This is a genomic window from Helicobacter sp. 13S00477-4 (assembly GCF_002272785.1).
In the GTDB taxonomy this organism is placed as follows: Bacteria; Campylobacterota; Campylobacteria; order Campylobacterales; family Helicobacteraceae; genus Helicobacter_J.
In genome coordinates, this window is record NZ_MLAS01000007.1 from 1 (window position 1) to 14277 (window position 14277).

The 14277-nt window shown below is 31.9% G+C and carries 13 protein-coding genes and 1 tRNA gene; all 14 read right to left on the bottom strand.

Going from position 1 to position 14277, the window contains the following annotated elements:
* Positions 1-901: integrase arm-type DNA-binding domain-containing protein (locus tag BKH44_RS04495; RefSeq protein ID WP_095270455.1), on the bottom strand; the 901-nt coding region annotated here is incomplete at its 3' end.
* A 260-nt stretch (positions 902-1161) separates the two neighbouring features.
* Positions 1162-1236, bottom strand: a tRNA-Asn gene (locus tag BKH44_RS04500).
* Positions 1237-1362: 126 nt separating this feature from the next.
* A complete protein-coding gene (locus BKH44_RS04505; RefSeq protein ID WP_095270457.1) occupies positions 1363-1944 on the bottom strand; it encodes a ribonuclease HII in 582 nt (193 codons plus the stop codon).
* A 4-nt stretch (positions 1945-1948) separates the two neighbouring features.
* Positions 1949-3340, bottom strand: a complete 1392-nt coding sequence (gene fumC / locus BKH44_RS04510) for a class II fumarate hydratase (RefSeq protein ID WP_095270459.1) — start codon at positions 3338-3340, stop codon at positions 1949-1951.
* Positions 3341-3749: 409 nt separating this feature from the next.
* Positions 3750-4673, bottom strand: a complete 924-nt coding sequence (locus BKH44_RS04515; RefSeq protein WP_219349884.1) for an arginine deiminase-related protein — start codon at positions 4671-4673, stop codon at positions 3750-3752.
* Between the two features lie 15 nt (positions 4674-4688).
* A complete protein-coding gene (locus BKH44_RS04520) occupies positions 4689-6071 on the bottom strand; it encodes an amino acid permease (RefSeq protein WP_095270461.1) in 1383 nt (460 codons plus the stop codon).
* 42 nt (positions 6072-6113) lie between these two features.
* Positions 6114-6884, bottom strand: coding sequence for an arginine deiminase family protein (locus tag BKH44_RS04525; protein WP_095270463.1), 771 nt, complete (start codon positions 6882-6884; stop codon positions 6114-6116).
* Positions 6885-7137: 253 nt separating this feature from the next.
* Positions 7138-8406 (bottom strand): nucleotide sugar dehydrogenase, encoded by a 1269-nt coding sequence (locus BKH44_RS04530; RefSeq protein ID WP_095270465.1) that lies wholly within the window; start codon positions 8404-8406, stop codon positions 7138-7140.
* Positions 8407-8415: 9 nt separating this feature from the next.
* Entirely contained in the window at positions 8416-9504 is a 1089-nt protein-coding gene (locus BKH44_RS04535) for a DegT/DnrJ/EryC1/StrS family aminotransferase (protein WP_095270466.1), read from the bottom strand.
* Positions 9494-10069: an acyltransferase gene (locus tag BKH44_RS04540; protein WP_095270468.1), complete on the bottom strand. Its 576-nt coding sequence runs from the start codon at positions 10067-10069 to the stop codon at positions 9494-9496. The genes BKH44_RS04535 and BKH44_RS04540 overlap by 11 nt, the downstream gene beginning before the upstream one ends.
* Positions 10070-11020 carry a Gfo/Idh/MocA family oxidoreductase gene (locus BKH44_RS04545; protein ID WP_095270470.1) on the bottom strand — a complete coding sequence of 317 codons (951 nt, stop codon included), beginning with the start codon at positions 11018-11020 and terminating at the stop codon, positions 10070-10072.
* Complete coding sequence (wecB, locus tag BKH44_RS04550; protein WP_095270472.1) at positions 11017-12084, bottom strand: UDP-N-acetylglucosamine 2-epimerase (non-hydrolyzing); 1068 nt, start codon at positions 12082-12084, stop codon at positions 11017-11019. Before wecB ends, BKH44_RS04545 begins: the two co-directional genes overlap by 4 nt.
* Positions 12085-12124: 40 nt before the next feature.
* Positions 12125-13276, bottom strand: coding sequence for a glycosyltransferase (locus tag BKH44_RS04555; RefSeq protein ID WP_095270474.1), 1152 nt, complete (start codon positions 13274-13276; stop codon positions 12125-12127).
* Positions 13276-14262 carry a glycosyltransferase family 2 protein gene (locus BKH44_RS04560; protein WP_095270475.1) on the bottom strand — a complete coding sequence of 329 codons (987 nt, stop codon included), beginning with the start codon at positions 14260-14262 and terminating at the stop codon, positions 13276-13278. The genes BKH44_RS04555 and BKH44_RS04560 overlap by 1 nt, the downstream gene beginning before the upstream one ends.
* Between the last annotated feature and the right edge of the window lie 15 nt (positions 14263-14277).

Here is a 14277-nt window from a genome sequence, read left to right on the forward strand (position 1 = left end):
AGATATTAATAGCTTGATTGGATAAAGGGATTTTAAAATCAGGGATATTCTTATTGTTATCTTTCATTTCAGCTCTTGGAATACTGAGTGTCTTATTCTCCCAATCTATATATTTCCATTTGAGCTTGCAGAGATTTCCTGACCTTAATGGGATGAGGGCTACAAATTGTAAAGCAGATTGAATCATTAATGAATGTTTATAATCATCAATACACCTTAATAATTCTCCTAATATTGTTTCATCAGTTATCTTAGCGTAATGGTTTTTAATCACAGGAGGTAGGAGTTGAGTGATGGCAATATTGCTGATAGGATTGTTTTTTAAAAATCCTGACATAAAAGCATAATTCCATATAGCTCTTACATACCTAAACATCCTTAAAGCCAAATCAGAACCACTTTTCTTTTGGTATTTAAGAACAATATCAATCACATCTTTATGACTAATATCATTGATGTTCAAAGAAGATATGATATTCCTTTCTTTGTCATATTTTGAAAAATGAGGTAGGAAAATATTTTCAATAAAGCTTTTGATTCTTTGTATAGTTCTGATGTGGAGTTTTCTTTGTTCTTGTAAATCAAACCATTTTTCATAAATCTTATGGACTTGTCCTTCTATATCTGCTATCAAAGCAATAGCTTCTTCTTTTTTGATGGCTTGAGGGTCTTTATTGTTAGCTAAAAGCTCTTGATATTCTAATGCTTTCTTCCTTGCTTGTAAAAGAGTAGTGTGAGGATAATGTCCAATCGTAGTGATTTTTCTTTGTTTTTGATAGGTGTAACGAAACTCAAATATTTTTTTCCCACTAGTTCTAATAAGAAGTCTTAAGCCATTAATATCTGATAAAAAATAATTCTTTTCTTTGGCTTTGGCATTTTTAATTTCTAATTCTGTCAAACAAACTCCTTCTATAAGACATTTATGGTTAAGTGGTTATCAAAATTAAAACTTCAATATTATAACAAGTTTGGTATCCATTTTGGTAACCACTTTTTAAAGACTGCAATATGTTATGATAGGTATATCATATGTAATCATATGTAATATAATTAAGCAATATTTAAGAATAAAATGCCTGAATGAGGAAATTTGAAGATAAAAATGTGTATCAATATGTAGTGAAATGTTATGATATGTATATGAAAAGAAAGTATTTATGGCTCCAGATGTGGGATTCGAACCTACGACCAAGCGGTTAACAGCCGCCTACTCTACCGCTGAGCTAATCTGGAATAAACAAGCTTTTTAGCAAGAGTGGAATTATATGTTATTTCAACTTATAAGTCAAGATTGATTGATGAAGCTTCATTGAAAAGTTTGTCTTTTTAATTTTGTAAAATTCCTTATCTGTGTCTAGCTTAAAAAAGCTTCTTTTTCAAAATAAAACTTTTTCGGTGTTCATCAATTTGTCCAAATTCTTCAAGTGCTTTTAAATGTGATTTAGTTCCATATCCAGCATTATTGCTAAAATCATATTGTGGATAGATTTTATCTAAAACCAACATTTGGTTATCTTTAGAGGTTTTTGCGATGATGGAAGCTGCTGAAATTTGAGGTATTTTATCATCACCTTTGATTAAAGGTATTAGTTGATAATGATTTGTGCTTGATAGACCAAACAAAGTATTGCCATCCATATAAAATTCTTTAGAAAAAAATTGTAATTTATCAATAATTTCTTCTAAAGATTCTTTCAAGCATCTACTCAGACCTAATGTATCAATTTGTTTAGAAGTTTTTTCTACAGTATGGATATGGATATACTCATTTTTTTTTAATAAATCAGCTAGTTGGAATCTTTTGGATTTAGAAAGTTTTTTGCTATCTTTAATGCCAATAGTAACTAACCAATCAGCTACATTAGATTCGCAAGCTACTCCTGAAATAAACATGCTACCACAAAGACTTCCTCTTCCAGCCTCATCAATCCCACAAATCAAAATTTTATTCTTTTGGTTTTATCATATTTGCTGGTATCACAAATTTGTCAAAATCTTCACCGCTTAAAAATCCAAGTTCTATACAAGACTCTTTAAGGCTGATACCTTTTTTATGAGCATTTTTAGCTACTTTCGCAGCATTTTCATATCCTATATGAGGGTTGAGTGCAGTGACTAGCATTAGCGAATGATGGAGGTTGTAATCAATTTTTTCTAAATTTGCTTCAATGCCTCTTGCACAATGCTCATCGAAAGAATCCATACAATCAGCAAGTAACCTCAAGCTTTGTAAAAAATTGTAAATAATCACAGGTTTAAAAACATTCAATTCAAAATTTCCTTGACTTGCTCCAAAGCCAATAGTCGTGTCATTGCCCATCACTTGAATTGCAACCATTGTTACAGCTTCACATTGGGTTGGATTGACTTTGCCTGGCATTATAGAACTGCCAGGTTCATTTTCTGGAATTATCAGTTCACCAAGCCCGCATCTTGGACCAGAAGCGAGCCATCGAATATCATTTGCTATTTTCATCAGGTTAGCTGCCAATCCTTTGAGTGCACCGTGTGCAAAAACTAAAGCATCATGTGCGGTAAGGGAATGAAATTTATTTGGAGAGGAAAGAAACTTTTCACCTGTGAGCTTTGAAAGTTCTTCGCTAACTTTTTCGCTCAATTTTGGATGTGCATTTATGCCAGTTCCTACAGCAGTACCACCGATAGCGAGTTCTCTGATTTGCTCCAAAGAGCTTTGAATTTGGTATTTTGAATGTTCAAGCATGCTAGCATATCCACTGAACTCTTGTCCTAAAGTTAAGGGAGTTGCATCTTGAAGGTGTGTTCTACCTATTTTAATGATATCTTTAAATGATTCAGATTTTTCTTTCAAGGTTTTGTGTAGTCTATCTAAAGAAGGGAGTAATTTTTGATTCAGTTCTAAAACTGATACAATATGCATCGCTGTAGGGAATGTATCATTTGAGCTTTGAGACATGTTGACATCATCATTAGGATGGACAAGTTTTTTATTTTTAAAATCACCCCCCAAAATTTCAGTTGCTCGATTTGCTATAACTTCATTGAGGTTCATATTTGTTTGCGTGCCACTTCCTGTTTGCCAGATAGATAAGGGAAACATATCATCAAATTGTCCTTTTAAGATTTCATCACAAGCTTGAATGATTGCTTTGCTTTTTGATGCATCCAGTTTGCCTAAAGAGTGGTTTACAACTGCTAATGATCTTTTGAGTTTGGCGAAAGCATAAATGAGTTCTTTGGGCATTTTTTCAATCCCTATTTTAAAATTTTCAAAACTTCTTTGAGTTTGAGCACCCCAATACTTTGAGTTTTCTACTTTGATTTGACCCATTGTGTCATGTTCAATACGATACTCCATTTTGAATCCTTTTTAAGTATAATTTTCTCTTACATTTTATCACAAAATTGATTTTGAGGTATTGTTTTGAAGGAAAATTTCTAATACTTAAAACATGAAAAATAAAAACAAAGCAAATATATTGATAAATTAAATTGATGTATTTCAAAGCGTATTAATATCATATTAAAAAACAATATCAAACTTTTTAATTTTAATTATCCAAAAGATTCATCTCCAATCTATAATACAATTCTATATCCTGAACAACCAAGCAGCATCTTTTTCTTCCAATAATCTAATATATGCCTTAATGATCTTATTTTAGATTTTGAGGTATTAAAGAAGAGATTTAAGGAATTTTATAACATTGATTTGATGAACAAAATAAAAACCTACCTCCTCATAATTAAGAGGAGTATTGAGAGGATTAAGCAAAAATCTCAGCCATCATGCACCTCATAGATCCTCCGCCAATCCTTTCAATCGTGCTGATATCTAGAGCTAATATTTTTAGCCTTTCAGATAGTTTTTCTATTTGCTCTTTTTTCAGAATATTATAAGCACTTTGTGACATTACCATTAATGGATTTCCATTATTATCTTCAATATTAAGCACATTCCCTGCGAAATGATTGAGTTGATTTTCTTCTATTTCAATGATTTCTTTATTGAGGTTTTCAAGCTCTTTTTTGACATTTTTTCGTTCTGTTTCATTGTCAATACTGTTCAAACATACAATAGCATATTGTTCTCCTATCGACATCATTACATTTGTATGGTATATGGGTAGTCGTTTTCCATCCACGCTTTGATAAGAAGTAAAGGCAATGGATTTGAAATCATATTTTTTACAAAATAATTCAAGGATTTCTTCATCACATCTTGGGGATATTGCAGCAAATGCGACTCTATTGACTCTATCTAGCACCATACTCCCTGTCCCTTCTAAAAATTTATTTTCTTTTTCAAAGCCACTTAAGTTATAAATATCTAAACATTCACTACCAATAGCTTCTAGCACGTATCCTAGAAATTTTTGTCTTTCTAAACGTCTATTATTGGCAAACATAGGGCATAAGAAAAGTTTGTTTTTATCTAGAGAAACAAACCAATTATTTGGAAAAATACTATCTGGAGTGTGCCAGATATCATAATCTTGAATTGTGTATACATTGATATTTTCTTGTTTTAGGGCAAACACTACTTTGTCAAATTCACGTAATGCTTGCTCTTGTATATCTTTTATTGCTCTAAAATCTTGTTGTTGAAAAAAATTATTCACTGCTGTTTGTTGGTTGAAACCAAAAGCATTTGGTCTCAACATCACGATTTTATTTGTTGTTTGCCTCATAAAGATCCTTTTATTTCAAGATGTTTTATTCAAACGTTTTGTGATTTGAAACATCACAAAAATTATTGCCATCAAGCCAAAGGTATACCAAACATAATCCCTATATTCACCAATGATGCAACTTACTATTATAGGTATCGCACAACCAAATACTGCAAATATTTGTGTGTAAGGCGTCCAAGGTGTTCTAAAGGGTAGGTTTTCTAATTGATGACCTTCTTTTAAATACCATTTTCTAAAATTATATTGAGATATGCTAACACTCATCCATACAAACATCATTGATAAGCCTGCAATTACAATCAAAGCACTGATTACTTTTTGAGGCTCAACCCATATGGAAATCAATCCAATTAAAGAAATGATTGTAGAGAGTATCAAGGAATTCATAGGCACACCTTTGGCGTTGATTTTACTCCAACTTTTAGGCATATAGCCTTTTTCAGATAATCCCCAAAGCATCCTTGCTGATCCATAAATACCAGTATTTGATGATGAAAAAATAGCAATGATAATAATCGCATTGATCAAATCAGGTGCATAAGGAATTTTCCAAATTTCCAAAACGGCTACAAATGGACTCTCTGTAATCCTAGCATCATTATAAGGTAAGAAAACAGATATGATAAAAACTGCACCTGCGAAAAATACAATCATCCTCCATAAAATAGCACTGATGGCTATAGGCAAAGCTTTTTTTGGTTCTTTAGTCTCACCTATTGCTACGCCTATAACTTCGCTACCAGCAAAGGCATAGCTGATAAAAACAACTGCTGAAAATAATGCGAAAAGACCATTAGGGAAAACACCATTGATATAAAAATTAGAAAAAACATTCTCCAAGCCTTCAAAAGAAAAATGATAAAAATATAAACTATCAATAATCTTATAAATGCCAAAAATCAAAAAAAGAATGATTGCAATGATTTTAATAAAAGAAAGGTAGTATTCTATTTCTGCAAAAATCTTGACTTGATAAGAATTGATTATGAATACTAAAGCACAAGACAATAGTATCCATAAATAAAGAGGGGAATCTGGAAACCATTTTTGCATTAAAAAGCCTATGCCTATATATTGAATAGCATTTCCAAGTACGCAATTTACCCAATAAGAAATATAAACATAATACCCTGAAAAAGGACCTATGAATCGATGAGCATAATCGCCAAAACTTCCACTAGTAGGTAGATAACATCCTATTTCACCCAAAGATAAAATGACAGCATATAGGATAAATGCTCCCAATAAATAAGCAATGATAGCACCAACTGGTCCAGCTCCAGATATAGTTTCTCCTGTTCCTATGAAAAATCCTACACCAATAGATCCACCAAATGCCATCATCACAAGCTGACGTGTTTTTATATCTTGTTTAAAGTTATAACCAGTTCCCATATTTATCCCTTTATTAAGAATTAAAATATCTTAATCGTAGGACTAAAATCTCAATGACAAGCAAGTTAACCCGCCATCTATTTTTCTAAATTCAGAAGTATCGACTTCTAATGTTTCATATCCTAAGGCATTAACTTTTTCTAAAATCGTGGGGAATCCTTTAGGTACTAAAACATAATCATTCACCCAGAGACAGTTTGCACTATAGGCTTCAGATTCAGGGATAATGATTTTATTATATTGGGCAAATTCAGTTTTGTTGATAAATTCTCCTGCTACAACAATATTATTGTTTTCTATATAATTAATCCCGGTTTTTAAGTGTAAAAATTCTTCTAGGGTGACTATAGAACCACTTAATTGATATTTTTCTAAAATTTTAATCATTTGATTGGCACCTTCTTGGTTTGTCCTTTTTGAAAGACCAATATAGAAATGATTCCCTATCATCAATATATCTCCAGGCTCTACAGTTCCTGGTGATTGAATGTATTCTATATTTTGATAAAATTTTTTCAAAGTACTTTGCATATCTTCAAGTTCTACTTCTTTTTGTCTTGTAGAGGCACCTGGTCGTGAAATAATCACACAATGTTTTGTGCAAAGTGCAACATCTTCAACAAAACAAGAGTCTGGGAATTCATCTTTTGGTTCTAAAACAGTGACATTAAGCCCTGCTTTTGTCAATGCTATGACATAATCTTCGTGTTGTTTTAATGCTTTTTCATAAATTGGTTTTCCTAAATTTGCACTAGTAATACCATTGATAATAGTTCTAGGAGGGATTCGTACGATTGCATTCTTAAAAAACATAATGATCCTTTTTGTTAGGTTTGAATTTTGGAATCATATTGATTGAAATCAATATAGATGGATTTATCTTATAAGATTTTTTATTAAAATATAACAAAAAGTAATTTTTTATATTTTAAATATTTACTAAAGGTAACATTTTTAAAAAAATAAATTTATTATCATTATTAAATAATAATAAGATAATATAATTATGAGAGATATTGTAACATTAGAAAAAATAATCCAGATGAATTTTATTATAAGTAACAGTTTATATTTTTACAACGTAATCAGATTTGAATAAATTTTTTAAATCATAAATTACGCCATTTTTTTCTATCAAATTTGAAAGTTCAATATGTTTGAAATCTTCGTGTGCAAGAGCTATCAAGATACCTTCATATTTTTGAGTTGGGGTTTGATTGAGGGGGTTGTTGGTTAAGATTTTAAAGCCATATTCTTTTAAAACTTCTTCTTTGTCTGCTATGGGATCCCATACATCAACATTGCAACCAAATTCTATGAGTTCTTGTCTGACTTGGGCAATTTTTGAATTCCTGATATCTTTACAATTTTCTTTGAAGGTAACCCCTAATATTAATATTTTTGCTTTTAGGGGAGTGATGTTATTTTTTGTTAATAATTTGATGATTTTTTGTGCAATGAAAGTAGGCATAAAGTCGTTAATATATCTCCCTGCAGCGATAACTTTTGGGTGATAACCCAAAGAGGTAGCAATATGGGTGAGGTAATAAGGATCTACACTGATACAATGTCCTCCAACAAGTCCGGGTGTAAAATGCAGAAAATTCCATTTAGTTTTAGCTGCTTCAATAACCTCATAAACGCTAATATCTAATCTTTCAAAAATAATAGCCAATTCATTCATAAAAGCAATATTCAAATCCCTTTGTGCATTTTCAATAGCTTTGGCTGCTTCAGCGACACGTATGGATGGAGCAAGATATGTCCCTGCAGGGATAATTGAAGCATACAGAGAGTCAATTTCTTTGGCGATTTCTTTGGTGCTACCTGAAGTAATTTTTATAATCGTTTTTATTGTATTTTGTTTATCTCCAGGATTTATCCTTTCAGGTGAATAGCCTACGAAAAAATCTTGATTGAAAATAAGATTGCTTATTTTTTCTAGAATAGGCACACATTCATTTTCAGTGCAAGTTGGGTAAGTAGTGGACTCATAAATGACTATGTCATTTTTTTTTAAATATTTTCCTACGAGTTCTGAAGCTTTTATCAAAGCAGATATATCAGGTTTTTTATAATTATCTACAGGTGTAGGGACGGTGATGATATAAATATTGACTTTTGATAGAGAACTTTTTTCATTACTGAAGTTTAAATATATGGATTTTTCAAAATCTATTTGGGAAGATTGGAGGTTAGAATCTTGATGATTTTTGAGTTCTCTTATCCGCAAGGGATTGATATCAAAACCAATGGTGGGATAAATTTTACCAAATTCTAATGCCAAAGGAAGACCTACATACCCTAGCCCAATCACTGCAATGGTTTTATTCATCAAGCCTCCTTATAAAAGATGAGTGCAGATATATTTGATTTCATTTTCTTTGAGGTATGGGTTCATCGGAAGACTTAGGATTTCTTTAGAGATTTTTTCAGCAATGGGAAAATCACCTTTTTTATACTCAAGGTAGTCAAAGCATTTTTGGAGATGTAAAGGTTTTGGATAATGGATAGCATAAGGAATATGGCAGTTTTGCAGATTTTTTTCAATTTGTTTTCGTTTTGATGAACGGATACAATATTGTGCATAAATGCTTTTTACATCAGTAGAGATTTTTGGCAATATGATGTTTTTTTCTACGAGGTATTTTTTGTATAGTTTTGCGATTTGTTGACGTTTTGCGATTTGTGAGACGTAATATTTGAGTTTTATCCTCAATATAGATGCTTGTAAGCCATCAAGTCTAGCACCAATCCCAATATATTGATGGTTGTATCGTTTGGTTTGTCCATGAATCCTGAGTGATTTTATTTTTTTGGCAAGTGAAGCATTATTACAAAATACCGCTCCACCATCTCCATAGCATCCTAATGGTTTTGCAGGGAAAAAGCTTGTTGTAGCTAAGGTTGTTAGATTGCAGCTTTTTTTATTTTTGTATTCTGCTCCAAAGCTTTGAGCACCATCTTCAATGACAATTAAATTATGTTTTTTGGCAATCGTATTGATGGAATCCATTTCACCTACTTGCCCAAAAAGGCTTACAGGGATAATAGCTTTTGTTTTTTGATTGATAGCTGGTTCAATGAGTTTTTCATCAATCTGAAAAGTATAGGGATTGATATCGACAAAAACAGGTTTGGCTCCTAAAAAAGCTATCATTTCTGCTGCAGCGATGAAACTAAAAGGTGTTGTGATGACTTCATCGCCTGCTTGTAAGTCAATGGCAAGTAAGGCAAGCAGGATAGCAGAAGTGCCACTTGAGCAGGTGATTGCATATTTACATCCTACAAAAGTAGATAATTCATTTTCTAGAGCTTCAACTTCTTTACCCATAATAAAAGAAGAATTTTCAATAGTCTTTGAAATAGCTTTTTGGATTTCATCTTTGTGTTCAATATGGGATTGTAATAGATTTGCAAAGTCAATCTTCATCAATTATTATCTCGTCATTGAGTAATTTGTATTTTGTGCCATCAAAACTATCGGTTGCTTTGCCTTTATCATCAAAAGTCATTTTTTGAGCACCCTTATCCACCCAGCCAATTTGCCTAGATGGTATGCCAGCTACTAGAGCAAAAGGTTTGATATTTTCCCTCACTACTGCCCCTGCTGCTATAAAAGCATATTCTCCAATTGTTACACCGCATATAATCGTAGCATTTGCCCCAATTGAGCAACCTTCTTTTAAAAGTGTTTTTTTGTATTCATTTTTTCTTATGATGAAAGATCTTGGATTATAGACATTTGTAAAAACCACTGAAGGTCCTAAAAATACATTATTTTCACATTCTACACCTTCATAAACACTGACATTGTTTTGGATTTTACAGTTATTGCCAATTTTTACATTGGGTCCCACAACGCAATTTTGACCAAAAGAACAATTTTGACCGATTATAACTCCAGTCAAAATATGGCAAAAGTGCCATATTTTAGAATCTTTTCCAATGATAACATTATCATCAATAAAGCTTGTGTGATGGGTAAAGTAATCCATTCAAATCCTTTGGCATAACGGATGGTAATCTCCAGCCAAACCTATTGGAGAGGTATTCCTAATATCGTGGATGATTTGGATAGATTCTTTAGAATCTTTCAAGTCAAATCCTTTATCTTGAAGGATTTCTTCATAACTATTTGTATGCAAGTTTGTGAATCCATCGCTGAATTCAACTTCATCATTGTTTATTATGATTGAGCGGTAAGTTTTCTTATCCATTGCTTGAATATCTTTGGGGAGATGATTGGCATTGATAGACAAAAACCAACGAACCCTAGCGTGTTTAAGTTCTAAATACCCACCCATACAATCAGGTTTATGGATATGAACAATATTTATTTTTGGGTTTCCAAAAATAAAACATAGCATATCAAAAAAATGTACCCCAATATTAGTGCCAATCCCTCCACTTTTCGCCTCATCGCCCTTCCATGAAACAAAATACCATTTGCCTCGAGCCGTGATGTAAGTCAATGTGATATCATAGACTTTATTTGGATGTTTGATGAGTTCTTTTTGCACATGAGCTTTAAGTTTTTGGATATGGGGATGGAGGCGAAGTTGGAGTATGGTGTAGATTTTTTTGCCAGTTTCTTTTTGTGCTTGTTCAAGGCTATCTATATTCCAAGGATTTAACACTAAAGGTTTTTCACAAATTGCATTTATTCCATTTTTTAGGGCAAATCGTATATGACTATCATGTAAGTAATTGGGTGAACAAATAGAAAGGTATTGAATGCCTTGATTTTTATGAGTCAATTTATTAATATGTCTATCAAAACGTTCAAATTCTGTGAAAAAATCTGCTTGTGGGAAATAACTATCAAGTATCCCTACAGAATCTCTTGGGTCAAATGCACAGGAAAGCGTATTGCCAGTATCTTTGATCGCTTTGAGGTGTTTGGGAGCAATGTAACCTCCCACTCCAATTATCCCAAAAGGTATCATAATGTCTCCAAAATTTTTTCTAGGATAAAATCTCCAGCATTTCCTTCTCCATACAGATGAGTAGGGAATTGTTTTGTGAATATATCGGGTATATTATCAAAAGCTTGAATAATATTTTCTTTATCTGCTTTTAATAAAATTGCACATTTGTTTGTGATGAGTTCTTGCCATTCGCTTTTATCCCTGAGGACAAAACAAGGTTTTTTGAAAAAATATGCTTCTTTTTGTAGTCCACCGCTATCGGTAAACACAGCTTTTGTGTGTTGGAGTAGCCAAATTATTTCAAGATAACTCAAAGGTTTTGTAAAAGTAATATGGGGGAGTTTGAAGTTTTGATTTTTGAGTTTGAAGGCTGTTTTTGGGTGTAGTGGCAAGATAACCTGTGTCTTTGAAGCGATAAAATCTAGTGATTCAAAAATATTTTTAAACCTTTGATTATCATCCGTATTTTGTACCCTGTGTATACTGGCTAGGACAAATTCAGATTCAATAGGAATTGATGGTTTTTTGGCATATTTTGAGTAAAAAATAGCATTATCTTTCATTACATCACCGCTATAGTAGAATTTGCATTCAAAGTTTTCAAATCCTTCATTTTTGAGGTTTTGTATTGCTGTTTGTGTAGGGCAAAAAAGGAGTGAAGAAACTCTATCTGTGAGGATACGATTACTTTCTTCAGGCATTGAAAAATCAAAGCTGCGTAATCCGGCTTCAATATGGATAAGAGGAGTTTGAGTTTTGCACGCACTCAATGCACCTGCAAGTGTAGAATTAGTATCTCCATAAACAAGTAGTGCATTTGGTTTTGTTTTTAAGATTATTTTATGGAGATTTTTAAGCATAGCAGAAATCATTTCAAGGTGAGGTTTATTGCCGCATTGAAGGTTATAATTAGGATATGAGAGATTCAATTCTTTAAAAAATATTTCACTCATTTCTAAATCATAATGTTGCCCAGTATGCACAATGATTTCTTCAAATTGAGGGTATTTTTTGAATGAACGTTGTAAGCAAGAAGCTTTTATGAATTGGGGACGTGCACCTAATATTGTTAAGATTTTCATAAAAAGATTATACTTAAATCTTGTAGTGTTTGAAAATGTTTTATTGTTGTTTTATCATTTTAGCTGCTTGGATAAATTCTTTTACCCCTTTATCCCAGAGCATCCTAGCTGCCAAGAGGAAGGTGATCTTATTTGATTTGGTGTTGGTTTGGTTTATGAAAAAATGCTTTAGATTGATTCCTTCACTATTTATGAGGAATGTTTTTGAAGGGAGTGTGATTTTTCTTTTTAAAAATTCTAATTCATCATCATGATTGAGAAACCAAATTTCTGAATTGTGTTTGAGTGATATTTTATACATGTTTGAAATCAAAAATAACAATATTTTTTTCTTCACTCCACCTTCTATAAAGGCATATCCAAGTCCTGTGATGATGCTGATATGAGGGATTTTCAAAATCCTACAAACCAAAGAACCATAAATCACAGGTTTGATTGTATAAGTAAAGGTCATTGATGGAGAAATGGATTTTAAGATTTTTTTGATTTGGAAAAAGGTTTTGAGATCTTCAATAGGGTTGAGTCCTTTTGAATTTATCTTGATAGGATGATGGAAAAAACCTTCTATATTAAAATAATTGGTGTATTCATCTTTAGGTGAAAGGATATGGATGATGAACCCTTGTTTTTTTAGCTCTCTTAAGACTTCTAATCGAAAATTATACATCCCAAATGAAGTGTTGGATACAAAAGCAATGATAGGTTTTTTTATATCAAGTTTATTTTTATAAATTTTAATGATTTCATTGACATCAAATTTTTTTACAAATTCTCTTCCTGCTTTCCCCATTTTTAGATGTTGCTCTTTAGAGAGATTTAAAAAATATTCCAAAGCATTTTTTAAAGAGGTGGTATTTTTAGCTTCACATAAGATTCCATTGTCTCCAATGATGAGGTCACCACATTGTTTTCCATTGCAAATAGTTTCTTTGCAACCTGCAGTATTGGTTGTGATGATGGGTTTTTCCATAGCCATTGCTTCAAGCAATATTCGAGGTACTCCTTCACGATAATAACTAGGCAAAACGATACAGCTAGCATTTTCAATGTATTTTCTAATGTCTTTTACCATCCCTCCATATGAAATCAATCCTTCTTTTTCCCATTTCCGGATTTGATTTAATGGAACAGATGATGTATTGTCATCAGTTTTCCCTAAAAGACAAAATTCTAAATCTTTTATTTTATTCATTAAAATTTAATTTTCCCAAAGCTTATGATAAAAGCTATTATTCTAGCATAAGTTTGCCATTTTTTATAATACCTTAATGATTTTAAACATGCTTTTAAATAAGCAGGGATACAATTTTTTGTTTCATCAAAACGATATTCAAGTTCAATGACTGAGAGCAATATATTTTGAATTTTATTTTTTGCTGGATAAAAATATTGATGAGAGCTTAGTTCGTTGTCCTCTTGAAGGTGTTCTAAGATATTGATGATTTTTTTGAGGTCATTGATGCGTTTATCCCTCATTATTGGATTGATTTGTCTTGTGATAGAGTTGGTATTCTCACAATAGAAATAAAATTTATTTTTCACCCCACAAGAACTTTTTGCAAGCAGGGTTATTACAAAAGTTTTAAGAACATCTTCTGCCATCACTAACCTTTCGTTGACAAAATCAAGCTTTTGGATTGCTTTGTGTATTAAATCTTTTTTATAGATTTTACTACATATATGCCAAGGAGGGGTAGAAGGTTGTAGAAATACTTTTTTTAAGATATTTTGATTTTTGAGGTTTTTGGTGATGATGTTGGGTGTTTTGCGTTTCCAATCTGGTGGGAAAAATTGCATTCCAAAATGTATAATATCGGGTAAATTTTTCTCTTGAATTTCTAGTATATGTGCTTTTGTCATTGAAATTTCGCAAGTTTTTGTATCCAAAAAATCATCCCCATCTAAATAGCAGATGTATTTTCCACAAGCTTTTTTTGAACCTATGATTCTGGAGTGGAATGTACCCATATTTTGTGAGTTATGAATGATTTTTATCCTTGAATCTTTATGGGCATATTCTTTGGCTATGAGGATACTATTGTCCGTCCCACAATCATCTACAATGATGATTTCAATATCTTTAAAAGTTTGGTTGATACAAGATTCTAGACATCTTGAAATGTAGGCTTGTATCTGATATACAGGAATGATGATAGAGATAAAGGGATTTTGTTGCATTTGAACTTTTTATAG

What these genes read in the sequence shown, in the direction of transcription:
- fumC (WP_095270459.1), bottom strand. Translation starts at nt 3,340, where the DNA reads ATGGAGTATCGTATTGAACATGACACAATGGGTCAAATCAAAGTAGAA.
- BKH44_RS04515 (WP_219349884.1), bottom strand. Translation starts at nt 4,673, where the DNA reads ATGAGGCAAACAACAAATAAAATCGTGATGTTGAGACCAAATGCTTTT.
- BKH44_RS04520 (WP_095270461.1), bottom strand. Translation starts at nt 6,071, where the DNA reads ATGGGAACTGGTTATAACTTTAAACAAGATATAAAAACACGTCAGCTT.
- BKH44_RS04525 (WP_095270463.1), bottom strand. Translation starts at nt 6,884, where the DNA reads ATGTTTTTTAAGAATGCAATCGTACGAATCCCTCCTAGAACTATTATC.
- BKH44_RS04530 (WP_095270465.1), bottom strand. Translation starts at nt 8,406, where the DNA reads ATGAATAAAACCATTGCAGTGATTGGGCTAGGGTATGTAGGTCTTCCT.
- BKH44_RS04535 (WP_095270466.1), bottom strand. Translation starts at nt 9,504, where the DNA reads ATGAAGATTGACTTTGCAAATCTATTACAATCCCATATTGAACACAAA.
- BKH44_RS04540 (WP_095270468.1), bottom strand. Translation starts at nt 10,069, where the DNA reads ATGGATTACTTTACCCATCACACAAGCTTTATTGATGATAATGTTATC.
- BKH44_RS04545 (WP_095270470.1), bottom strand. Translation starts at nt 11,020, where the DNA reads ATGATACCTTTTGGGATAATTGGAGTGGGAGGTTACATTGCTCCCAAA.
- wecB (WP_095270472.1), bottom strand. Translation starts at nt 12,084, where the DNA reads ATGAAAATCTTAACAATATTAGGTGCACGTCCCCAATTCATAAAAGCT.
- BKH44_RS04555 (WP_095270474.1), bottom strand. Translation starts at nt 13,276, where the DNA reads ATGAATAAAATAAAAGATTTAGAATTTTGTCTTTTAGGGAAAACTGAT.
- BKH44_RS04560 (WP_095270475.1), bottom strand. Translation starts at nt 14,262, where the DNA reads ATGCAACAAAATCCCTTTATCTCTATCATCATTCCTGTATATCAGATA.